Source organism: Actinomycetota bacterium (assembly GCA_028698215.1).
In the GTDB taxonomy this organism is placed as follows: Bacteria; Actinomycetota; Humimicrobiia; order Humimicrobiales; family Humimicrobiaceae; genus Halolacustris.
Genome location: JAQVDY010000001.1, coordinates 48,925 through 69,445 on the forward strand (window position 1 = coordinate 48,925; position 20,521 = coordinate 69,445).

Consider the following 20,521-nt stretch of genomic DNA (forward strand, 5'->3'; position numbering starts at 1 on the left):
TTATACAGGAGTAATTTATGGAAATTTTAAACTTAAGTTCAAGCCAGAAAGAATTGTTGCTGGACATTGCCAGCCAATCAATAGAGGCTGCAGTCCAGGGACAAGAGCCTTCATTTTCTCCAGTTGAAGACCAAGCTTTAAACCGGTATTACGGGGCTTTTGTAACCATCCACAAACAGGGAAGCTTAAGAGGCTGCATAGGGAACCTTACCGGCAGCTCACCCTTGTGGAAAACGGTGAGCAGAATGGCGGTAGAGGCAGCTTTCCATGATCCCCGTTTTCCCGCCCTTACCGCAGCAGAGTTAGGCGATATTGATATCGAAATATCGGTACTGTCGCCTTTGGAGGAAATTACCGACATATCCCTTATCCAGGTAGGAAAACACGGGATACTTATAAAAAAAGGGCCTTATCAAGGGCTGCTGCTTCCCCAGGTAGCCACCGAATATGGATGGAGCCGCAAGCAGTTTCTGGAACAAACCTGCCAAAAGGCTGGGCTTGCCCCAGACTGTTATCAGGCCCCAGGATGCCAAATATTCATATTTAGCGCTAATGTGTTCAGCTATGGCCATCTAGGAAGTTAAGATTTTATGAACATCCTGGTTAAGCCTGCAGGCAATTATGCCCACCAGGCCAGGACCGGTATGGGCTCCTATAACTGGAGTGCACTGGCTAATGGTAGCCAGGGTACAGTTTAATCTTGATATCAATATATTTTTAATAATTTCTGCTTCCTGCCCTGACAGGGAATGAATCAGTGATATTGACACCCACTGCTCATGCTCAAAATTCCTTATTACCTTGCTGGTTATTGCTTTAAGAGAGCCTTTCCTGGTAATTGCCAAACCGGTCATAGCTACCTTGCCCTGTTTTATTCCCAATAGCGGTTTTAAGTGAAGCCAGGAAGAAATATGGCTGGCTGCAGCCGGAACCCTGCCGCTTATACTTAAGAATTTTAAAGTATCCAGGGTACCATAAAGATTAATATTGGCTTTAATATAGTTTAGGAAAGCCAGGGTTTTATCTAAAGTATACCCCTGCAAGGAAGCCTTGGCGGCAATCATGGCCATCAACCCGCAGCCCATAGTGGCAGCCATGGAATCATAAATCGTGATCCTGGAAGCTGCCTGCAGCAGTTTCCTGGCGGTATGGGCAGAATTTATTAAAGCAGAAAGCCTGGAGCTAATATGTATGGACAATACATGGGGGTAATGGTTAAGAAGCTGCTGATAAACCTGGTAGAAATCCCGGGGAGAAGGAGCAGAGGACCTGAATATGGATCCCTTGTCCCTCTGCATCCTGTAAATTTGTTCTGAATTTATATCTATCCCGTCCCGGTATTCCTGCCAGCCTTGGCCTACATAGAAAGGGATAACAGCTATCCTATATTTTTCCCTGAATTCTATAGGAATATCTGAAGCGCTGTCGGTTACTACCGCAAAAGATGAATGTTGGGGACTATTGCTGTTTTTTTCACCCATATCAAGTCCTTGGCCAGGTTAGTTATTGACAGTTTGAGTGTCCTCAAACTTACCATATCCCCATAGTGCCGCTTATTTTATGCTGCCTTCAAATATTGAAGCAAGCAGTTCCTGTCTTTCCTCGGCAGTAGTAAGCCGGGGCTGGCTGTAATCTTCCAGCATGGTAGTAATAAGTTCTGTGCCTATATGCCTGTTTTCATAAAATACATGCCTGGCTATAATGCCCTGCCTCATGCCCAGGCTCCTCATCTGGTCAAAGAAAATATTGCCCAGCCCGTAATTTATAAAGCCCTCCGGCTTAAACTCTACTCCCATGGGATGATGGGACTGGCTTCCGCTTACGATGCTGGCCCCGGCATCTACCATACGGCCAAAATCTATTACTTGCTGTTCGGTAGGGTAATAATTATATGTTTCTACATATTGAAAAGTGAATATCACATTATAGCCCTGGCTTTTAAGATCAGCCGTTATGGCCTCCAAATCCTCCAGGTTAGGCGGAGTGGAGCCAGGCGAATCTTCAGTAGCCCAATCATAAGCAGGACCCCAATAATTACATCCTAAAAAGGCGATCTTGTTGCCCCCTATTTCAAATAAAGCAGGCTGGTAGGAATCTTCCAGGTCTCTTCCTCCGCCGAAATAAGGCAAACCTGCTTCATCGTAAATGTCCAGGGTGTATTCCATCCACTGGGGACCGTAATCATTCATATGGTTTCCAGTAAGCTCTACCACATCGGTTCCCACATGCTGAAGCAGTTCAAAATATTCGGGCTTGCTGCAAAAAACCAAGGCGCTGTCCCTGGCTCCTGTACAGCCTTCTACAAAAGGTATCTCATTGCTGATATGAGTTATATCAGCTGCCAGCAGGGTATCTGTTATCTGTTCTGCAGGATAAAGAATCCCATTTTGCTCCATACGGTTGGCGGTACCCCTTACCAGGGCGGTAACCCCGGTCATGTTTATGGTAAGCATTTTGTCTGTATCCCGGTTACTGAGCTGGTAGCCATCCAGTATTTCAGCCAAGGGAAGCAAGAATTGCTCTTCCCCTTCCAATTTCAGGCCCAGCTGCAGGGGATAATTATCCATGGGAGCATCTTTAGCCAGTACTGATATGCCGTCCAGGTAAAGCACTTTGTATTCCTTCTTTATTTCATCGAAAGGAACTATGGAAAAATTACCCCCTTCGGCCAAGGCCGCTGCCAGCTCATCTTCATTTACTACCCTAACCTGCCCAGCCTGGATGGGGCCCAAAACCGCTTCCAGAAGGCTTAAGTTGGAGTCAGTTATTACCAGCTCCATTTCCAGAGAGGTTCCCTTATCCCAGAAATCCTTAAGCTGATCGAAACTAATCTCATCAGTTAAATTAAAAAAACCGGTTACGGGAGCAAAGACCAAGGATATGGATTCCAAACCATCCTGCAGTTCCAAACCTATGCTAATGTCTGCAGCCTGGGCGTCATCTGAAATCTCCGAATGGGGGAAGGTTTCTTTGGCCGCCTGGGTTATGACTGCACCTAAACTAGCGGGGATAGAACTGTCTATAGCCACAGATACCGGCTCTGGAGGTTCGGCCTGTTCTGGTTCGGCCTGTTCTTCAGGTTTTTCTTCCACCGTAGCCTCTCCCTGGCTTACAGGCTGGGCTGTTTCCGGTTCAGTTGCCTGGCACCCGGAAAAGGCAATAACCAAAATCAGGGGTAAAATTACGCATATGGCAAGCTTAAGTCTTTTCATAACCCTTCTCCGAATAATGAAATAAATTAAATATATTCTATAATTTTAAATCTAAAAACTAAACCATTTCTTTTGAAAAGATGTTATAATAATTTTCCTATATGGAAACTTAAAAGGAGAGTATGCCTATTTTTGCTAAAAATGAAAACACCAAGGCCAGTAAAACAGTTACTTTAATTGCAGAAGGAGTAAGCATAGAAGGCAAAATTTATTCTCCGGGTTCTACCCGGATAGACGGTTCCCTGAAAGGGATGATCATTTCCGAAAAGGAACTTATAGTGGGCAAGGAAGGCAAAGTTGAGGCTGATGCTAAAACCAACAACGCTACTATTGCCGGCTCTTTTAAGGGAGATATCATAGCTTCCGGGGAAGTGGAGATAACCTCTACCGGCAAACTTATAGGAAACTTAACCCAGAAAGATGCCTTACTAACCGTATCCAAGGGTGGAGTTTTTAAAGGGGAAAGCAAGATATCGGATAATGCTGATATCTTCAAAATGGGAAAAGAGCAGATCATACCAGAGCATAAACCGGCTGATGGGAAACCAGCCTCCATACATCCCCAAGTCAATCGATTCTAATATCTGATATAAAATAGTTTATGGGACCAGCTGTACCTGTCCCCATATGCCTATGGTCTTATCTTTTAAAGCCAGCAGCCCCAAAATACCCTTTTGGCTTTTAAATTTTTCAATAGCCCGTTCGACGTGCTCCGGACTTGATATGCAGTTGGCCATAGCAGTAGCCGCAGCATCCGCCGCTATGGCAGTGGTAGCTAAAACACAGGCAATATCTGCCTTTCCCATGCTAAAGGAATGGCCGAACTTTCCAGAGGAGCAGCAAAGCCCGCAGGGAGTAACCTGATGTGGAATATGTAAGTTTATATTATTGGTCAGATTGGAGTTAGCGGTAAAAACCTGGGCGGTGATGTCTTGACTGGACTTGATATAGGTGTCGCCTCCATTTTCAATTATCAGCTCAGAACACCGGGTCCCTGTCTTTTGGCCCAGATAATCGCACACAGCCCCGGCTACCGCCGCCATGGGGCCTACCTTAAACTGCCGGGATTTAGCCAGCATCTGTCCAATTACCGGGGCATACTCTCCAGGTAAAGCCACTGGAGACAAGGCCTTGAGAAACACTGGGTTTTTATCAATTACAGTTTCAATTGCTGTATAGAATTTTACCAGATAGCCGGCAATATAGGCTGCTACATCCTTATCGCTGGCTACATAGAGGTCACTATGCCGGTAATTTATGTTCCATCTGTATGGCAGGCGGGTGCTTATTTTGCTGCGATAAATATCCCTGTCTGCAGTGAGCTTATTTATTTTTGGGTTAGAGTTAGCTGACACTATTTCCTGCCAATACCGCCATAATAAAGGTAAATCAAAAAAATAACTACAAAATAGACAGCCACAGTAACTGCCAGCATGGCCCAATTAACAGTATTAAAAAGGTACATGGCCATTATCATGATAGGGATTAAAAATACTGTAGATACAATACTTAGTATCAGAGGATTCTTATATCTAGGTTTCAAAGGGGCCAGAACCTCCTAAGCTCTGTTAAATTTCAAGATCCTGGGAATAGTCATCCTGCTGATCGTCTAAATTTACCTCATCTTCATCTTCTTCTGCTGGTTCCGGTTCTTCCTGTTCAGCCTCAGGTTCAATCTGTTTAGCATTAATCCTGGTAACATTTCCGCTAAAGATTCCGCCTTTGTTTATAATCAGTGAATCTGTTTTTATATTTCCATTTACAAGACCATTTTCTTTGATTTCTACTGAGTCGGCAGCTTCCATGTTTCCCTCGTACTTACCTATAACTTGAGCAGTAATGGTTTTAACATCAGCATTAACATGGCCATCTTTTTTAATAACCAGTTCTCCATCAATTTCCAGCTCCCCTGAAACCTCACAGTCAATTTCTATAGATTTTGAAACTACAAATTTTCCCTCAATCTTGGCATTGTCTCCGCTGATGGTGAGCAGAGTCCTGGCCTCTCCTGGAGCCTGGTAATCATTTTCTTCGATATTTTCCTTGTTGATGAACGCCATCTACAACCCCCCTGTGGATATTGGTTTATTAATAATTATAATGATAAATATATATTAAATAGTTTTAATAATTTTTACAATTATTTTACTTGAAATAGAATTCGTCTTCCCGGCCAGCTATTTCTGCACATAACTTCAACATCTCCTGGGCTGCTTCTGAGCCTGGATAGGCAGTAAATACCGGTTTCCGGGCCACAGCTATGGATTTCTGGTAGTCTGATAGATACCTGATTTTATTCTGGTATATCCTGATGCTGTCTCCGTATCTGTGCTGTAGCTCCTCTGCCAAAAACCGGGCATCTTTTTTCCTCTTTTCAAATGAATTTATAATGACCCCCACAATCTTTATATTAACATAAAAATTTTTTTCCAGGCTGCGTATTATTTTCTGAAGATACTTGATATCTAAAAAAGAAAAAAGTTCCGGCCTTATAACCACCATTATGTTTTTGGCATACACGATAGAGCTGGTGGAAAGCAGCGAATAATTAGGCTGGGAATCTATCAATATATAGTCATAGCTGGATTCAGGGATATAGTCTTCCAGCACTTTCTTTATAATTTGGTTTCTGTATTTGGAACGGTATATTATTCTTTCTTTAAAAGTCCTGTTTATTATGTGATCGGTTAGATATTCTTCTATCAAGGAAATATTATTGGAAGAAGGCAGAAGGTCCATATTGCGGGACACTTTAATGATATAGCTGGATAGGTTTATTTCTTTGCCTTCCACAAAGTTTTTAATCAGTGTTTCCAGATTTTGTCCAAATTTGCTGGCTGAGCCCAAATTAAAGGACTGCACCAGGTTTATCTGGGGGTCAAAATCCATCATCAGTACTTTTTTTCCTTTTTGATGGGAAAGATACCACCCATAGTTATAGCATAGGGTGGTTTTTCCAGTGCCCCCCTTGGCATTAAAAAAAACTATTTTTTTCATAGTAGACCAATTAATATAGAAAATTGTTATTTATTTTATACTAAAAACATATATTTTTATACAGGTTTTATTAAGGATTATTGTATGGTAAGTTGTCTTTAATTTTCCCCGGTGGCCTTATTTGCAAAACTAAAATATTTGAGTATTATTAAAGATTAATTCTTAATAGAGGTTTCCAATGGCTAAAACAATTACTGAAATTAATGAAAAAATAAAGCAGGGCCAAGTAGTAGTTCTGGATGCTGAAGAGATTATTGGCTATGTCCAGAAGCATGGAATAAAAAAGACTGCCCAACAGGTAGATGTGGTAACTACTGCCACCTTTGGACCTATGTGCTCTTCCGGGGCTTTCCTTAATTTTGGACATGCAGACCCTCCCATAAAAATGGGCAGGGTTTGGCTCAATGATGTGCCGGCTTATTCCGGAGTAGCAGCAGTGGATGCCTACCTGGGCGCTACTGAAATATCCGAATCTGATGCTGGTTATGGCGGGGCGCATGTCATACAGGACCTGCTGGAGGGAAAACCGGTTAAGCTTAAGGCCACTGCTTATGGAACCGACTGCTATCCCCGCAAAAGCATAGAAACCTATATTACCTTAGAGACCTTAAACCAGGCTTACCTTTATAATCCCAGAAATGTATACCAGAATTATGATGTGGCTACCAATTCCTCGGATCGTACCATTTATACCTATATGGGCAAATTACTGCCCCGTTTTGGAAATGCCACTTACAGCAGCGCCGGCCAGCTTAACCCGCTGCTAAATGACCCTTATTACCGAACCATAGGGCTGGGAACCAGAATATTTATAGGCGGTGCTGCCGGATATGTGGCCTGGCACGGAACCCAGCATAATCCCCAGCAGGAAAGGCTGGCCAATGGGACCACCTTGGGGCCGGGAGGCACCCTGGCGGTGATAGGAGACCTTAAACAAATGAATCCCCGCTATCTTAGGGCAGCCCGGTTTTACGGCTACGGGGTTACCATGTTTATGGGTATCGGGATACCCATACCGGTACTGGATGAAGAAATGGTTAAGTTCCTGAGCATAAGGGATGAAGATATTTATACTGAAATATATGATTACTCGGTGCAGAGAAGAAACCGGCCCAGTTATGGAAGAGTTAACTACCAACAGCTCCGCAGCGGGCAGATAGACATAAAAGGCAAAAAGGTCCAGACCGGATCCATATCCAGCTATGCACAGGCTAAAGAAATAGCCCAGCATCTTAAGAAACTTATAAAAGCCAATAAATTTTTGCTGACTGAGGCGGTAGCGCCGCTGCCTGCAGAAGAAAAATTAAAAAGCCTTGATATCTTAAGCCAGGAGGAACTGTGAGCCAAAAGAGGAAACTGGTACTTACTTTTAGTGAAGATATAGTAACTCAACCTATAACTTACCGGCTGGTCAAGGATTATGACCTGGCCTTCAATATATTAAGGGCAGAAATCACCCCTAACATGGAAGGCAAGATACTGATAGAAATCACCGGTAAAAAAGACAATATAGAAAAGGGAATAGATTTTTTAAAATATTCCGGGGTAAGCATACAGGAAGCAGCCAAGGATATAAGGGTGGACAAGGAATTATGTGTCTCCTGTGGCTTGTGTACATCTATCTGTATTACCCAGGCCTTGAACCTGGATAATATCAGCAAAAAACTTATATTTGATAAAGAAAAATGCATCCTTTGTGGGCTCTGTGCTAACAGCTGCCCACTGGATGCCATTAAGCTTAATATTTAGCAAACCTTATTCTTCCAGCTCTTCAAACTGGTCTTTTTCTGCACCGCACTGGGGGCAAACCCAGTCTTCTGGCAAATCCTCAAATGCAGTACCCGGCTCTATATCATTGTCTGGATCCCCTTCTTCGGGATCATATATATAACCGCATACCAGGCATTCCCATTTACCCATTAATATCCTCCTGCTTGTTATTAATTGCCCTTATTATGTATAAATAATTATCAGTTGTAAATAAGAATATTTCTTCAAGTTTTCTCAGGCTCTGCCTTACATGCTAAAATAGATATAGAAACATTATCAAATACAAGGAATATGGGTAACAGAGGTAAAATTAACAAAATCAAGCTGAGCCTTCTTATGGTAACTACCGCTATAATGCTGCTGATGATGCCTGCTTCCTTAGACGCCCAGCAAAAAGTGCAGGACTTCTACATTACCAGCATAGAAGGAATAATTGATCCTGCCATTTCCAGTCACCTTAAAAGATGCATCAGCCAGGCTGAACAGGATAACAGGGCATTAATTATCCAGATGGACACCCCTGGGGGCCTGGAGGCTTCCATGCAGGAAATAATCAGGGATATGTTGGCCAGCAAGGTGCCCCTAATAATATATATATCACCTCAGGGAGCCAGGGCAGCTTCTGCCGGAGTATTTATAACATATGCTGCTGATATAGCAGTAATGCATCCTTCTACCCATATAGGGGCTGCCCATCCGGTCACCCTGGGAGGAGGCCAGGTGGATCCGGAATCCATGAATAAGATCACCAATGATTCCGTAGCATTGATACAGAGCTTGGCAGAAGCCAAGGGCAGAAACAGCCAATGGGCAGAAAAGGCAGTGACCGAAAGTGTTTCGGTCACTGCAGGCCAGGCACTGGAGCTGGGAGTAATAGATTTTACTGCAGAAAGCTTGGAAGATGTTTTAGCCCAGATTGACCAGTTTGAGATAAATAAATTTGGTGCCCAGTATATCCTGGATACCGGCCATGCCCGCCTGGATATTATAGAAACCAGCTTTGCCAACCGTTTTTTACATATAATAGCCAATCCCAATATTGCCTACATCCTCTTTCTGCTGGGTATTTTAGGCATAATATATGAATTCTCGTCCCCGGGACTGGGCATATCCGGGGCACTGGGGGTGCTGTTTTTGATTTTAGGGCTCTACGCTTTAAGCATTCTGCCTGTAAACTATGCCGGCATGGGAATTATAGTGCTGGGGGTAATATTGTTTATAGTGGACCTGGCTGTAGCTACCGGGGGAATATTATCTGTTTGTGGGCTAATATGCCTGGTTTTGGGTTCTATTATACTTATTGACAGCCCTGCACCCTATCTAAACATAGCCAAACCCCTTATAATAGGATTCAGTGTAATATTTTCGGGTATGGCTTTTATTGCCCTCCGGGCCCTTTATCTTTCCCGCCGGGTAAAGCCGGTAACCGGAAGCACATCCCTGGTTGGCAGGGAGGCAGTTACCGTCAGCATATTAGACCCCCAGGGCCAGGTAAAGATAGATGGGGAGATCTGGAGAGCAGTAGCTGAACAGGGAAAGGTAGGCAGCAACAGAAAGGTGGTCATAACCGGAAACAGGGGACTGACCCTTTATGTAAAACAAACCGACAGAGGAGGTTAGGTTATGTATTTAGGAACATTGGTATTTATAGTACTTATAGCACTAGTTGTATTTATCCTACTGGTATCTGCCATTAAAATTTTAAAAGAATATGAGCGGGGAGTAATATTTAGATTCGGGCGGCTGAAAGGGGTAAAAGGGCCGGGAATATTTTTAATCATCCCCCTGGTAGATAAAATGGTAAAAGTGGATTTAAGGATTGTAACCCTGGATGTCCCGCCCCAGGATATCATCACCAAGGATAATGTACCGGTAAAAGTAAATGCAGTGGTTTATTTTAAAGTCCTGGAACCTGAAAAAAGTGTCATAGCCATCGAAAATTATATCGTGGGTACCTCGCAGATTGCCCAGACTACTTTAAGAAGCATAATAGGCCAGGTAGATCTGGATGACCTGCTGTCTAAAAGGGATAAAATAAATCAGGAGCTCCAGAAAATAATTGATGACCAGACTGATCCCTGGGGAATCAAGGTATCCACAGTAGAAATAAAAGATGTAGAACTTCCCCAGTCCATTCAGAGGGCGTTTGCCCGCCAGGCAGAAGCTGAAAGGGAAAGAAGGGCTAAAATCATCAATGCCGAAGGTGAATTTCAGGCCTCAGAAAGGCTTTCAGAAGCAGCCAAGGTATTGAGCCAGTATCCGGTTTCAGTACAGTTGAGATTTCTGCAGACATTAAAAGAAATTTCTGCCGAACAAAACTCAACCATCATATTTCCAGTGCCTATTGACCTTATAACCTCTTTTATAGATAAAATAACCAAAACCTAAGCTAAGAGGGCATATAATAATATTTTATGCCCTCCTGTTTTGATTTTCCCTTAAAAGGGCAGCTGACACAGGCGCCCCGGGCTTTTCCCGCACAGCCGGAGGCCGGCATTGTTTGCTGGAAATCTACTTTAAGTTTTTCCTTTTTAACCAAAAAATCCAGCATGCCTTCCAAGGCAGAAGCCTTAATTTGCAGTTCCCGGGCCAGCTGGGCCAGGGTCCTGGTATCGTTCCCTTGTTTAAAATAGTCCATTATCTTATCCAGCATAACCAATCACCATCCTATCCACAGCCCTATGCGATAGATTATAAAAGATATAACCCAGGCTACCAGCAGGCTGTATGCAATTGAAAAAAAGGTCCATTTATAGGAGCCTGTCTCCCTCTTAATGGCTGCTACCGTTCCCAGGCAGGGAGTATAAAGCAGTGTAAATACCATAAAAGTATAGGCACTCAGGGGAGTCATAATGCCCTGAATAGCCTGGGTTAAGCTGCCTGATGCCTCCGAGGTGCCCAGCACCACTCCAAAGGTACCCACTACTATTTCCTTAGCCACAAAGCCAAACAACAAGGCAATACTTTCCACCCATCCAAAACCCAGGGGTTTGAGTACTGGTGATATAAATAATCCAACCCGGCCGGCAATTGATTCCTGGCTGGCATATTCAACTCCTACCGGCAGGGCCCCCATAAGCCAGATAAGTATCGAACCTATCAGTATTACCGTACCCATTTTCTTTAAAAATTCAGATCCCTTTTCCCACATATGGATCACTGCCCCCTTAAAAGTAGGAACCCGGTAGGGGGGCAGTTCCATTACAAAAGGCTTGGAAAGCCCTTTAAAAAATATTTTGTGAAATAGCTTGCTGCTTCCCACTGCCACTGCCAGTCCTAAAATATAAAGGGAGAAGACCACTACCGAAGCCCAGGGCCCAAAAAAAGCCCCTGCCAGCAGTATATATATAGGTATTCTGGCACTGCAGGAAACAAAAGGGATAATCAGTATGGTCAGTATCCGGTCTTTCTTTTCCTCCAGGGTCCTGGTAGCCATAATGGCGGGTACATTACAACCAAAACCCATTACCATGGGTATAAAGGATTTGCCGTGGAGTCCAATCCGGTGCATAAGGTTATCCATTATAAAAGCAGCCCTGGCCATATAGCCGCTATCCTCTAAAAATGATATCAGAAAAAACAGGATAAATATATTGGGGATAAACACCAAAACTCCGCCTACGCCTCCAATTATTCCATCAATGAGCAGGGAAATTACCCAGCCGCTAATTCCCGCCTGTGCCATGAAATTAGCCAGGCTGCTGCCCATCAATTCCAGGCCCTGCTCCATCCATCCCTGTATATAGCCTCCTATCTGGAAGGTAAGAAAGAAAGTTATAAACATGAGCAGTAAAAATATAGGGATGCCAGCAGCCCTGCTGGTAGTAATCAAGTCTATCTGGTCTGATATGGTATGCCGGTCCAGGTCAGTATCAAAATAGCCAATCTCCCTAAGGAGTCCGCTGATATGTCCGTATCTCCTGTCTGCTATTATAATATCTGCATTTTCACCAAATACTTTACCTAGATGATTTTTTACTTCTTCCAGATATCCTGTCAGGCCTGACCGGCCTTCATCTATTTTATTTACCTGCTCCAGTAACGCCTGATCCTGTTCCAAAAGCTTAATAGCTGCCCATCTTAGCGAAAACCTGTCCTGCAGGGAGCTTACCTGTCCCAATTTCTGGGTAAGTTTTTTTATTTCATGCTCCAGCTCCCCTCCATAATTGACTGGTTTGGGCTTAGGATGGGAAGGATTTAGATAAGCTTCCAGGATTTTTTCCTTTAGATGCTCCAGCCCTTCCCCTGTAGTGCCCACTGTGGTAATTATGGGTACACCCAGCAATGAGCCGAGGCGTTCAATATCCAGCTTTTGCTTGCGCTTTTGTACAATATCAAACATATTGAATACAAAAATAAGCCGGGTGGAAAAACCCAGCTCTATCAACTCTAAAGCCAGGTACAGATTTCGTTCCAGGTTGGAACAGTCGATAATATCAACTACAATATCCGGCTGGGATTCTACAATGTAGTCCCGGGCTACCACTTCATCCAAAGACAGGGCGGAAAGGCTGTAGACCCCGGGCAGGTCCACCACATTAAACCTGAAGTTTTTGTACTGGAAAATCCCTTCTTTTTTCTCCACAGTAACCCCCGGCCAGTTGCCTACATGCTGCCTGGCACCGGTCAACTGGTTAAACAGGGTGGTTTTGCCTGAGTTGGGATTTCCGGCCAAAGCTATATTTATGGATTTTTCCATAATTTTTCCTTAATTTAGGAGTACCTAACTTTTTTCAAAGCATATATTATTTCTATTGCTCTGTCAATGTATACCAGCCTAAAATTTTTTATTTTTTCCCATTTTGTTGTAGAATTTATTTTATTATTAATTCCGGCAGTTTTGAATTAGCATTGCGAAAATATCCAAAAAAAATTATAGGCAAAAAAGCAGTAATCAGAAAACTGGAGCCTAAAGATTTAGCCCAATCATTAGCCTGGCTGAAAGATCACCAGGTAAACAAGTTTTTAAGTCAGGATTTTTCCGGTTTTGACCTGAAGCAGGAGAACCAATGGTACCAGTTTATTCAAAGCTCCCATAATGATATGGCCTTTGCCATAGATACCCAAACCGGCAAGTATATCGGCAATTGCGCCCTGCATAAAATAAATTGGATTAAAAAAATAGCCGAGTTTGGTATAGTGATTGGTGACAAGCAATATTGGAACCAGGGCTATGGCACTGATGCGGTAAAACTGGTATTACAATATGCCACCCATGACTTGGGCTTAAGAAAAATTGAATTGAATGTATATAATTACAATGGAAGAGCTATAAAAACTTATCTTAAATGCGGCTTTAAACATAAAGAGGTACTTAAAAAAGACCACTACTATAATGGCCGGTATTGGGATACCTATGTTATGGAATATGTAAAACATAAAAAAGAAGAAAAAGATGTATGAGTATAGCGGAAGACATAAAACCGGGGCCGGCTCCCTGATAATTATAGCCCTTTTTTTGCTGTCCGCCGCCGGTTTAGGCTATCTGGCTTATGCAGACAGGGGCCTATTTTGGGATTATCTGCCCATAGCCAGCATAGCTGCGGTGGTATTAAGCTTAATATTTGCAATTTTTAACCTGGTCAGGAAAAACGCTATAGGCTTCCTCTTTATATTATTTTTGCTGGCTTCCATAGGAGGCATCGTTTTTTCCAGCCTTTTTGGGCCTTTTGCCCTGAACCAGAGAGCCCAGAATTCCTACCAGGAGGGCAGTTACCCTGAAGCCATACATTCCTGGGAAGCCCTGGTAGGGCATTACCCCAGCAGCCGTTATTACCAAACAGCTATGGGTATCCTCCCTATGGCCTATTACCAGCAGGGCGACTGCATAAACACCATAAATTACCTGGATAAAGCCCTGGATTTAAAACTGCTGGAGTCCAATCTGGAAACCAGCAATATGTACACCCAATGCCACTTGGATTTAGCAGAAAACTATTTTAAGCAGAACAGTTACCAACAAGCTGCTCACCACTACCTGGCAACCATAAACCTTTATCAAAAATTAAAACAGGATTATCCCGATACCGATGAGGCTTTTGTAGCTGATTACAAGATACCGGAGCTCACCTTTAAGGCAGCCACCTGCTATAAGCAGGCTGGTGACCGGCAGAAATCAAATGAAATACTGACCTCCCTGATAGACCAGTATCCCTTAAGCGAATATTCGGAAAGTGCCAAAGAAATGCTGTTTGCAAACTACATAAACAACGCCCTGCAGCTAAAACAGCAAAAGGAATACGAAGCAGCCATAGAAGAACTGCTGCGGGTAACCGAGTTGTTTAATTCCCCCCGGGATGTTTTCAGGGTTTCCCATTACAGCCAGGTGATATTATCGGATATACCTCAAATTCAATTGGGGAAAGCTGCCCTGCAGCATTATGACCAGCAGGAGTATGATAAATCAGCTTACCTCTATCAGGCCATACTGGAATACTACCCTGAGTCTTCCCTGGACTATATGACCAATTTAGTGTTAAGCAAAATTAATGTGATACAGAATTCCAGCTATCATAACCTGTCTTTTACCGGAGAAGCCACCCGCATATATGCACCTGAGCAAAGTAAGCTGGAAGTCAATAATACTGGTTCCCATGATGCTGTGTTGTACCTTTCCGGTCCTCAAAAGATAAGGACAGAAATTGCTTCCAATACCACTTTGGAATTGGAGCTTATGCCGGGAGTTTACCAATCGGCAGTGGAATACCTTTCCCGGTCTTCCATACCCCTGTTCGGAAACTTAAGCTTTGAACAGGACAGCAGGTATTTTTTGGATATTGGTTTTTAGTTGATTTCTTTTAGGCCGTCATCAATAAGCCTTCTAAGGTTTCCGTCCAGAAAACCTCTTACATAGCTTCTGTCAGTAGCACGGTCTACCTCTAAATTGCCTTCCATTTTTTGCATTAATTGGTCTAGAATTCCACTGGCCGCTTCTATCTTGTCCTTGGTGGCCTGTTCATTATCGGCCTTCATGTCTTTGGCTATCTGGTCAGCTTGTTGGTTGAACTGATCATAATTATCCTTTAATGCTCCGGTAAATTGGGCCCTCTGCCAGAACCATCTGCCCCTGTTTTTCTGATTGTAAAGGTTAAACAATCCAAACAGGTACTCTATCTCCACTCCGTTATGCTGGCATATCTGCTGTATAATGTACATCCTTTTAGCCATATAGGAAGCTCTTTTAAGCTTTTCATAATCTATCATTAATTACCGCCTTCCTTTATTTGTACTCATTATATTAGAAAAAAGACTACATTCAAACAAACAGGGCTATTTTAATGGTAACTTTGCCCTTACCTCTTTTTCCGGCAGGTAAAACCTAAACAAGAAATTGCTGCCGGCCCTAACCCCTATCCTGGCTGATTTACATACCGGTAGATCCATAGCTGAGGCAGGCTTAACCACATATATGGTACTGGACTGCTTGGTTAGGTCCCAGCCGTTATCTTCCAGTCTTATGCCTAAAGCCAAAGTCAGCTTTCCTGGTCCATTTAAAATAAGCCTGCCATTACCACGGCCCCTTCTTTTTTCCATAAGGGGCTGCCCTTCTAAAGGGACCGCCCCCCGTATCAGTACTGCTCCCGGTTCTCCCTTACCCCGGGTAACTATATTAAACAGGTTATGCATTCCGTAACAAAGGTAAACATAGGCTATTGCTGCCCTTCCAAACATAAGCTGGTTTCTGGGAGTAAGCCCCCTGTAAGCATGGCTGGCTGGATCGTCACTGCCGTAATAAGCTTCAGTTTCAGTAATAATGGCAGAGCATTTGCCTTCTTTTTTGGTAACCAGTATACAGCCTAAAAGCTGTTGGGCTACCAGGGCAGAATCCCTGGAAAAGAATTCAGTTTGTAGTCTATTTTCCATTAATTCAGATTAAGAATCTGGCCTAAACTTAAAACATGCTGCGAAAATATTAATAATAGCAAACCTGGTTTCTTACAGTCAAACTTTGGCTCTTTATTGGTTTTGCCCATCGGTTTAAAATATGAGGTATGTATAAACAAACAGAAAGGAGACGGCGTTGGAAAACCGGGCATACCCTTACCTGCTGGCCCTTATTACCATGTTCTTCTGGGGAATAGCCCCTGTATTTGGAAAATTAGGCTTAGCTAAAGTAAGTCCCTATATAGCCTTGGTATTTAGAAGCCTGGTAGTAACCGTAATACTGCTAATAGTAATTCTGGTACGGGGGGAGCTAAGACAGCTGGCAGCTATTGACTTAAAAAGTGCAACCTTTATAGGGCTGGAGGGTATCATGGCCTCCCTGCTGGGTCATTTTGCCTATTATTATGCCCTTAAGCTGGGAGAAACCTCCAGGGTAGTACCAATTACCTCCGCCTTTCCGATTGTTACATTGGCAGTAGCTGCAATATTTTTAACAGAAAAAATTACCATGGTTAAAGGGGCAGGAGCAGCTCTAATAATAGCGGGGCTCTTGCTGCTCAGGTGGTAGGGCTAAGTAATAAGGCTTATGGCTTGGCCCTGCTTTATTTTTCTCAGCTGCCCTATATCTTTCTGTCTAGCTATATGTCCCACTACCGTAACCGGTCCTGCCGCCCGGGGACGGTGGTCTGTGCTGGCAGGGGTAGGGCCAAAAAATATGCATAACGCCTGTCCGGGGGGCCAGAAAGCAATATCCCCTACTTCCAGCAGCTCTTTTCCCTGCTCCAGCCTTGCATCAAGTGGTATTGGAAAGTAGATTTCACCGCCCCATCTCTGTACCTTTGCCTGGAGGGGAAGTATGGAAAGCAGCTGCAAAGCGGTCCCTGACCGGTTAAGCCTAAACCTTATTTTTACTCCCCCGCAGCATACAAATATAATATTTTCCATAGTGTAATTTATTGTATTGATTTTGACCTAAATCAACAAATAAAAAATAAATAAAAATTGGTTGAATTACCTTTTGAAATTATGTATATTACATTAATGTATCTAAGGTTGAAATTAATTAAAATCGGAAGAAAGGTTGTAAATGGAAGTAAGAATAGATGAAGAACTTTGTACCGGTTGTGGTCTTTGTGAAGAAACCTGCCCTGATATTTTCAAAATTAATGAAGATAAGGACATAGCTGAAGTAATCAAGACTGATTATGATGAAAGCGACGAAGAGTGCATCCAGGAAGCAGAAGAAAGTTGTCCTACCGAAGCTATTATCGTTGACTGATAAAGCTTGGGATAAACTCTACTAATGTTTTTAATAGCCCTGCTGCTGGCAGGGCTATTTTTATTAATACTCAGACCTGCAGGCCAGCCAGTCCCTTACTATTAGCGACAAACCGCCCAAGCCAAAAATTACAGCAGCCAGCCTGGCCAGCCACCCTAATACTGGTATGGCAAAAACTATAGCTATTATGGCCAGGCCTACCAAATAAGCCAAAACTTTCCATCCATAGTTATCAAAGGAAACAGAAGAACGGGAAAATATGGATCGGCCCAGCAAATAGGCTAAAAAGATAGTACTGGCATAGATGAAAACCAGATAGATAATTACCAGTAATGCATTTAAGGCCATCAGCATCAATCCTATTCCAGACCCGATCAAAGTCATTACCAGAACTACAGATACTATAAGAATAACCAGCACTGCCAAAGGCAGCCCAAACAATACAATGGCTCCTATACCAGCACTAATGCCCAGACTGGAGAACATTCTCTGGTTAAATTTCTCAAATACCCGGGGCCAGGCCAGTATAAGCAAAATACCTAATACAAACAGACTGATAAAGGACGCTACCTTACCCCCAATATAAGTGGCGGTAAACAAGGCCAAGGGAGTCCTGCCTAACCCTCTTAACCAGCCAGAGGCGGCTTTTTCCATCATCTGGAAATTTATTTCTCCCCCAATATCAGCATCAGGTGCAATATCTGCAGGCCGGGCTGAAGCATAAGTAAGATCGCCCCCAATTTCTGCCCCGGGCAATATAGTTAAATGATCCACGTCCCCTATTATCACCTCACGGCCAATTTTTCCTCCAATGATGATATCGCCGCCACTGGCAAATACCCGGTCAGCCACCTGTCCATCAATACGCACCATTACTCCGGTTACTGCCAGATCTCCTCCTATATAGGAGTCCTCACCAATAGAAATCCTGCCCCCGGCTACCATCAAATCGTCTTCGATGCTGGAGTCAATGAGCACCCTGCCTCCTGCTATGCGGGCATCATCTCCAATACTTCCCCCTATCCTTAAATCGCCCCCGGCAGCCATCAAGTCCTGGCCTACATTGCCTTGAACCAATATCCTGGTTCCGGCAGCCGCCAGGTCATTTTGCACATCTTCCTGTAAAATTACTGAGCTGCCAAAAACATAAAGGTCATCTGCCACTGGATTACTAATGGTTATGGACTCATCACCTTGAAACGAAAAGGCAAACACAAATACCAGGCATGCAGACAAGCATAAGATTGACCCCAGGATAATAATTGATTTTTGTCTCATTTTAATTCACTTCCCTCAAATCAATTGAACTTTTTTATAAGTTTAATACTACTGGGTAATACAGTAAAGAGGCACGGGGGGCATAAACAAGAAAAAATTATTTTTCTATAGAATTTTTTTTCAATCTCTTTTATTATTACTAAAACTTTATTATTTATCCTTTTTGGCAATATATGTATTTTATGCTAGTAATCGAAGTTTTAGCAGGTTTATCCCTGTTTATATTTGGCATAAACCGACTTAGTACCAGCCTACAGAAGATTACTTCCAATAAACTTAAGTCCATTATTAACCTGGTAGCCAAGAGATCGTGGTCAGCCCTGCTGGTGGGGCTTTTTACTACGGTAATCATACAGAGCAGCAGCGCCACTTCGGTAATGACAGTGGGATTTGTAAATGCAGGCCTGCTGACCCTCAAACAAGCTATAGGTATAATCATGGGAGCCAATATTGGTACCACCATTACCGCCCAGATTATCTCTTTTAATATTGAGCTAATTTCCTTGCCCATGATTATCATTGGTTTTTCTTTCTACTTTTTTGGGCGTAGGAAAAGATATAAAAATATTGGTACAGCCATACTGGGACTGGGCCTTTTATTCCTGGGCATGACTATCATGAAAGAAGCTTTGGGCCCCTTGAGAACCAACCAGGCCTTCAAAGACTTCTTATTAATATTTAGCAGGAACCCTTTCCTGGGAATTATAGCTGGTATTGCCTTAACCACGCTGCTGCAGAGCAGCTCTGCTACCATCGGCCTTCTTATTGCTTTAGCCAGCCAGGGCCTGATGCCCATTGAAGCCGCCATACCCATACTGCTTGGAGACAATATTGGTACCTGCTCCACAGCCCTGATTAGTTCCATGAAAACTACCATTACCGCCAGGCGTACCGCTTTTTCCCATTTGATGTTCAACCTGGTGGGAACAGTCATATTTGTAATTCTGCTTTATGGTTTCCGCCTGCAGAACTTCATAGTTAACATAAGCGGAGATGATATATCCCGTCAAATTGCCAATATCCATACCGGATTTAATTTGATTACTACCGCAGTGTTGTTTCCAGCCCTGGGTCTTTTTGAAAAAACAGTTACCAAGATATTTCCAGGAAAAGACGTGGTTATCAACAAGAATGCCCTCTTTTTGGATCCCCGTCTGATAGCTACCCCGGCCATAGCCTTGGAACAGACTAAAAAAGAGGTGGCCCGGGTCACCAGAATTACGCTGGAGATGCTAAAACTTTCCAGGGAAAGGCTCCATAACTCCAGGGCCGTCATAGAAGAGAAAGTACTGGACAGGGAAGCAGCAGTAGACAGCATAACTGAAGACATAATCCGCTATCTTACCAAAATATCCCAGAAATCCCTTAATGCCACCCTTTCTAGGGAATTGACCGGTTTTTTGCATATGGCCTATGATTTGGAAAGGGCAGCCGACCACTGTGAAAGCATACTCTATTTATCCCTGGTAAAGGAAGAAAACAAGATGAGCTTTTCCAGTGTAGCCCAAAAAGAGCTGAATTCAGCTTTTGACAAGACAGAGCAGATGTTTGCTTCCCTGCTGAACGGGCTGGAAGAAAACCAGCAGGCTTTGCTGGATTGTGATGATATAGAGGAAGAAATAGATTCCATAGTGGAAAAAGTAAGGGCCAATCACTTAAAACGGCTTCAGGAAGGTAGCTGTATGCCTCTATCCGGGGTGGTATTTGCAGACATAATACTTCACCTGGAAAGAATCGGGGACCTCTTGCATGGAGTTTCCAGAAACCTTAAAGAATAGTAACTGCTTACCTCTTTTATGGTTTTATTGTAAAATCTTAACTGCCATGAAAACTTTTTCTATTACAGTCATGAATCAGGAAGGGCTGCATGCCCGGCCGGCCTCCAGGCTGGTACAGCTTTGCCATAGCTACAGCTCCCAAATTAATATCAGCTTTAACCACACACAGGCTAATGCCAAAAATATTACTGAAGTACTAAGCCTGGGCGTAGAAGACGGCGATACCATAGAAATAAGTATTGAGGGACAAGATGAGCTGGAAGTTTTCCAGCAGCTTTCTGCTTTTTTTAAAAATAAAATTACCAAATTGAAAAACTACTGAC

General features: G+C 43.2%; 25 protein-coding genes. 12 read left to right on the top strand and 13 right to left on the bottom strand.

Going from position 1 to position 20,521, the window contains the following annotated elements; translation table 11 throughout:
• The first annotated feature begins 17 nt into the window (after nucleotides 1-17).
• Nucleotides 18-584: an AmmeMemoRadiSam system protein A gene (amrA, locus tag PHN32_00365; GenBank protein MDD3776046.1), complete on the top strand. Its 567-nt coding sequence runs from the start codon at nucleotides 18-20 to the stop codon at nucleotides 582-584.
• On the opposite strand, the gene PHN32_00370 is transcribed toward amrA, so the two are convergent.
• Both PHN32_00370 and PHN32_00375 read right to left on the bottom strand, forming a co-directional pair.
• Nucleotides 573-1,481 (bottom strand): DegV family protein, encoded by a 909-nt coding sequence (locus PHN32_00370; protein MDD3776047.1) that lies wholly within the window; start codon nucleotides 1,479-1,481, stop codon nucleotides 573-575. The genes amrA and PHN32_00370 overlap by 12 nt on opposite strands.
• Before the next feature lie 72 nt (nucleotides 1,482-1,553).
• Nucleotides 1,554-3,212 (bottom strand): CapA family protein, encoded by a 1,659-nt coding sequence (locus PHN32_00375; GenBank protein MDD3776048.1) that lies wholly within the window; start codon nucleotides 3,210-3,212, stop codon nucleotides 1,554-1,556.
• A gap of 122 nt (nucleotides 3,213-3,334) precedes the next feature.
• Here PHN32_00375 and PHN32_00380 point away from each other — a divergent pair, with 122 nt between their 5' ends.
• Complete coding sequence (locus PHN32_00380) at nucleotides 3,335-3,793, top strand: polymer-forming cytoskeletal protein (protein MDD3776049.1); 459 nt, start codon at nucleotides 3,335-3,337, stop codon at nucleotides 3,791-3,793.
• Between the two features lie 18 nt (nucleotides 3,794-3,811).
• On the opposite strand, the gene PHN32_00385 is transcribed toward PHN32_00380, so the two are convergent.
• From PHN32_00385 to PHN32_00400, 4 genes are all read right to left on the bottom strand, one after another.
• Nucleotides 3,812-4,567: a UPF0280 family protein gene (locus PHN32_00385; protein MDD3776050.1), complete on the bottom strand. Its 756-nt coding sequence runs from the start codon at nucleotides 4,565-4,567 to the stop codon at nucleotides 3,812-3,814.
• Nucleotides 4,567-4,755 carry a hypothetical protein gene (locus tag PHN32_00390; protein ID MDD3776051.1) on the bottom strand — a complete coding sequence of 63 codons (189 nt, stop codon included), beginning with the start codon at nucleotides 4,753-4,755 and terminating at the stop codon, nucleotides 4,567-4,569. Before PHN32_00390 ends, PHN32_00385 begins: the two co-directional genes overlap by 1 nt.
• Before the next feature lie 25 nt (nucleotides 4,756-4,780).
• Nucleotides 4,781-5,272: a polymer-forming cytoskeletal protein gene (locus tag PHN32_00395; GenBank protein MDD3776052.1), complete on the bottom strand. Its 492-nt coding sequence runs from the start codon at nucleotides 5,270-5,272 to the stop codon at nucleotides 4,781-4,783.
• 85 nt (nucleotides 5,273-5,357) lie between these two features.
• Entirely contained in the window at nucleotides 5,358-6,209 is an 852-nt protein-coding gene (locus tag PHN32_00400) for a ParA family protein (protein ID MDD3776053.1), read from the bottom strand.
• Nucleotides 6,210-6,387: 178 nt separating this feature from the next.
• Between PHN32_00400 and PHN32_00405 the strand changes: the two genes are divergently transcribed.
• Together PHN32_00405 and PHN32_00410 are read left to right on the top strand one after the other, a co-directional pair.
• On the top strand, nucleotides 6,388-7,551 hold the full coding sequence (locus PHN32_00405; protein ID MDD3776054.1) for a homocysteine biosynthesis protein: 1,164 nt from the start codon (nucleotides 6,388-6,390) through the stop codon (nucleotides 7,549-7,551).
• Nucleotides 7,548-7,958: a 4Fe-4S binding protein gene (locus tag PHN32_00410; protein ID MDD3776055.1), complete on the top strand. Its 411-nt coding sequence runs from the start codon at nucleotides 7,548-7,550 to the stop codon at nucleotides 7,956-7,958. Before PHN32_00405 ends, PHN32_00410 begins: the two co-directional genes overlap by 4 nt.
• A 6-nt stretch (nucleotides 7,959-7,964) precedes the next feature.
• Here the strand turns inward: PHN32_00410 and PHN32_00415 are convergent, their stop codons facing one another.
• Nucleotides 7,965-8,129, bottom strand: a complete 165-nt coding sequence (locus PHN32_00415) for a rubredoxin (GenBank protein MDD3776056.1) — start codon at nucleotides 8,127-8,129, stop codon at nucleotides 7,965-7,967.
• A gap of 141 nt (nucleotides 8,130-8,270) precedes the next feature.
• Between PHN32_00415 and PHN32_00420 the strand changes: the two genes are divergently transcribed.
• Nucleotides 8,271-9,599 carry a nodulation protein NfeD gene (locus PHN32_00420; GenBank protein ID MDD3776057.1) on the top strand — a complete coding sequence of 443 codons (1,329 nt, stop codon included), beginning with the start codon at nucleotides 8,271-8,273 and terminating at the stop codon, nucleotides 9,597-9,599.
• A 3-nt stretch (nucleotides 9,600-9,602) separates the two neighbouring features.
• On the top strand, nucleotides 9,603-10,367 hold the full coding sequence (locus PHN32_00425; GenBank protein ID MDD3776058.1) for a slipin family protein: 765 nt from the start codon (nucleotides 9,603-9,605) through the stop codon (nucleotides 10,365-10,367).
• Between the two features lies 1 nt (nucleotide 10,368).
• On the opposite strand, the gene PHN32_00430 is transcribed toward PHN32_00425, so the two are convergent.
• Together PHN32_00430 and feoB are read right to left on the bottom strand one after the other, a co-directional pair.
• Nucleotides 10,369-10,632, bottom strand: a complete 264-nt coding sequence (locus PHN32_00430; GenBank protein MDD3776059.1) for a FeoC-like transcriptional regulator — start codon at nucleotides 10,630-10,632, stop codon at nucleotides 10,369-10,371.
• 6 nt (nucleotides 10,633-10,638) lie between these two features.
• The gene (gene feoB, locus PHN32_00435) at nucleotides 10,639-12,678 is read right to left on the bottom strand and encodes a ferrous iron transport protein B (GenBank protein MDD3776060.1); all 2,040 of its coding nucleotides are present in this window, start codon (nucleotides 12,676-12,678) and stop codon (nucleotides 10,639-10,641) included.
• Nucleotides 12,679-12,830: 152 nt separating this feature from the next.
• Here feoB and PHN32_00440 point away from each other — a divergent pair, with 152 nt between their 5' ends.
• Both PHN32_00440 and bamD read left to right on the top strand, forming a co-directional pair.
• Entirely contained in the window at nucleotides 12,831-13,382 is a 552-nt protein-coding gene (locus PHN32_00440; protein MDD3776061.1) for a GNAT family protein, read from the top strand.
• Nucleotides 13,375-14,766 (top strand): outer membrane protein assembly factor BamD, encoded by a 1,392-nt coding sequence (gene bamD, locus PHN32_00445; protein ID MDD3776062.1) that lies wholly within the window; start codon nucleotides 13,375-13,377, stop codon nucleotides 14,764-14,766. Before PHN32_00440 ends, bamD begins: the two co-directional genes overlap by 8 nt.
• Here the strand turns inward: bamD and PHN32_00450 are convergent.
• Complete coding sequence (locus tag PHN32_00450) at nucleotides 14,763-15,182, bottom strand: hypothetical protein (GenBank protein MDD3776063.1); 420 nt, start codon at nucleotides 15,180-15,182, stop codon at nucleotides 14,763-14,765. The two genes, bamD and PHN32_00450, sit on opposite strands and share 4 nt — an antisense overlap.
• Nucleotides 15,183-15,248: 66 nt before the next feature.
• Entirely contained in the window at nucleotides 15,249-15,842 is a 594-nt protein-coding gene (locus tag PHN32_00455) for a DNA-3-methyladenine glycosylase (protein MDD3776064.1), read from the bottom strand.
• A gap of 157 nt (nucleotides 15,843-15,999) precedes the next feature.
• Between PHN32_00455 and PHN32_00460 the strand changes: the two genes are divergently transcribed.
• Entirely contained in the window at nucleotides 16,000-16,431 is a 432-nt protein-coding gene (locus PHN32_00460) for an EamA family transporter (GenBank protein MDD3776065.1), read from the top strand.
• Nucleotides 16,432-16,433: 2 nt separating this feature from the next.
• Here the strand turns inward: PHN32_00460 and PHN32_00465 are convergent, their stop codons facing one another.
• The gene (locus PHN32_00465) at nucleotides 16,434-16,808 is read right to left on the bottom strand and encodes a cyclophilin-like fold protein (GenBank protein ID MDD3776066.1); all 375 of its coding nucleotides are present in this window, start codon (nucleotides 16,806-16,808) and stop codon (nucleotides 16,434-16,436) included.
• A 142-nt stretch (nucleotides 16,809-16,950) separates the two neighbouring features.
• On the opposite strand from PHN32_00465, the gene PHN32_00470 reads away from it, so the two are divergent.
• The gene (locus PHN32_00470; GenBank protein MDD3776067.1) at nucleotides 16,951-17,142 is read left to right on the top strand and encodes a ferredoxin; all 192 of its coding nucleotides are present in this window, start codon (nucleotides 16,951-16,953) and stop codon (nucleotides 17,140-17,142) included.
• Between the two features lie 63 nt (nucleotides 17,143-17,205).
• On the opposite strand, the gene PHN32_00475 is transcribed toward PHN32_00470, so the two are convergent.
• The gene (locus PHN32_00475) at nucleotides 17,206-18,420 is read right to left on the bottom strand and encodes a hypothetical protein (protein MDD3776068.1); all 1,215 of its coding nucleotides are present in this window, start codon (nucleotides 18,418-18,420) and stop codon (nucleotides 17,206-17,208) included.
• Between the two features lie 182 nt (nucleotides 18,421-18,602).
• Here PHN32_00475 and PHN32_00480 point away from each other — a divergent pair, with 182 nt between their 5' ends.
• Both PHN32_00480 and PHN32_00485 read left to right on the top strand, forming a co-directional pair.
• On the top strand, nucleotides 18,603-20,198 hold the full coding sequence (locus PHN32_00480) for a Na/Pi cotransporter family protein (GenBank protein MDD3776069.1): 1,596 nt from the start codon (nucleotides 18,603-18,605) through the stop codon (nucleotides 20,196-20,198).
• Between the two features lie 46 nt (nucleotides 20,199-20,244).
• Nucleotides 20,245-20,520, top strand: a complete 276-nt coding sequence (locus PHN32_00485) for an HPr family phosphocarrier protein (GenBank protein ID MDD3776070.1) — start codon at nucleotides 20,245-20,247, stop codon at nucleotides 20,518-20,520.
• Nucleotide 20,521: the final 1 nt, after the last annotated feature.

What these genes read in the sequence shown, in the direction of transcription:
- PHN32_00380 (MDD3776049.1), top strand. Translation starts at nt 3,335, where the DNA reads ATGCCTATTTTTGCTAAAAATGAAAACACCAAGGCCAGTAAAACAGTT.
- PHN32_00430 (MDD3776059.1), bottom strand. Translation starts at nt 10,632, where the DNA reads ATGCTGGATAAGATAATGGACTATTTTAAACAAGGGAACGATACCAGG.
- PHN32_00425 (MDD3776058.1), top strand. Translation starts at nt 9,603, where the DNA reads ATGTATTTAGGAACATTGGTATTTATAGTACTTATAGCACTAGTTGTA.
- bamD (MDD3776062.1), top strand. Translation starts at nt 13,375, where the DNA reads ATGTATGAGTATAGCGGAAGACATAAAACCGGGGCCGGCTCCCTGATA.
- PHN32_00370 (MDD3776047.1), bottom strand. Translation starts at nt 1,481, where the DNA reads ATGGGTGAAAAAAACAGCAATAGTCCCCAACATTCATCTTTTGCGGTA.
- PHN32_00375 (MDD3776048.1), bottom strand. Translation starts at nt 3,212, where the DNA reads ATGAAAAGACTTAAGCTTGCCATATGCGTAATTTTACCCCTGATTTTG.
- PHN32_00405 (MDD3776054.1), top strand. Translation starts at nt 6,388, where the DNA reads ATGGCTAAAACAATTACTGAAATTAATGAAAAAATAAAGCAGGGCCAA.
- PHN32_00485 (MDD3776070.1), top strand. Translation starts at nt 20,245, where the DNA reads ATGAAAACTTTTTCTATTACAGTCATGAATCAGGAAGGGCTGCATGCC.
- PHN32_00450 (MDD3776063.1), bottom strand. Translation starts at nt 15,182, where the DNA reads ATGATAGATTATGAAAAGCTTAAAAGAGCTTCCTATATGGCTAAAAGG.
- PHN32_00465 (MDD3776066.1), bottom strand. Translation starts at nt 16,808, where the DNA reads ATGGAAAATATTATATTTGTATGCTGCGGGGGAGTAAAAATAAGGTTT.
- amrA (MDD3776046.1), top strand. Translation starts at nt 18, where the DNA reads ATGGAAATTTTAAACTTAAGTTCAAGCCAGAAAGAATTGTTGCTGGAC.
- feoB (MDD3776060.1), bottom strand. Translation starts at nt 12,678, where the DNA reads ATGGAAAAATCCATAAATATAGCTTTGGCCGGAAATCCCAACTCAGGC.
- PHN32_00395 (MDD3776052.1), bottom strand. Translation starts at nt 5,272, where the DNA reads ATGGCGTTCATCAACAAGGAAAATATCGAAGAAAATGATTACCAGGCT.
- PHN32_00470 (MDD3776067.1), top strand. Translation starts at nt 16,951, where the DNA reads ATGGAAGTAAGAATAGATGAAGAACTTTGTACCGGTTGTGGTCTTTGT.
- PHN32_00475 (MDD3776068.1), bottom strand. Translation starts at nt 18,420, where the DNA reads ATGAGACAAAAATCAATTATTATCCTGGGGTCAATCTTATGCTTGTCT.
- PHN32_00415 (MDD3776056.1), bottom strand. Translation starts at nt 8,129, where the DNA reads ATGGGTAAATGGGAATGCCTGGTATGCGGTTATATATATGATCCCGAA.
- PHN32_00480 (MDD3776069.1), top strand. Translation starts at nt 18,603, where the DNA reads ATGCTAGTAATCGAAGTTTTAGCAGGTTTATCCCTGTTTATATTTGGC.
- PHN32_00420 (MDD3776057.1), top strand. Translation starts at nt 8,271, where the DNA reads ATGGGTAACAGAGGTAAAATTAACAAAATCAAGCTGAGCCTTCTTATG.
- PHN32_00400 (MDD3776053.1), bottom strand. Translation starts at nt 6,209, where the DNA reads ATGAAAAAAATAGTTTTTTTTAATGCCAAGGGGGGCACTGGAAAAACC.
- PHN32_00455 (MDD3776064.1), bottom strand. Translation starts at nt 15,842, where the DNA reads ATGGAAAATAGACTACAAACTGAATTCTTTTCCAGGGATTCTGCCCTG.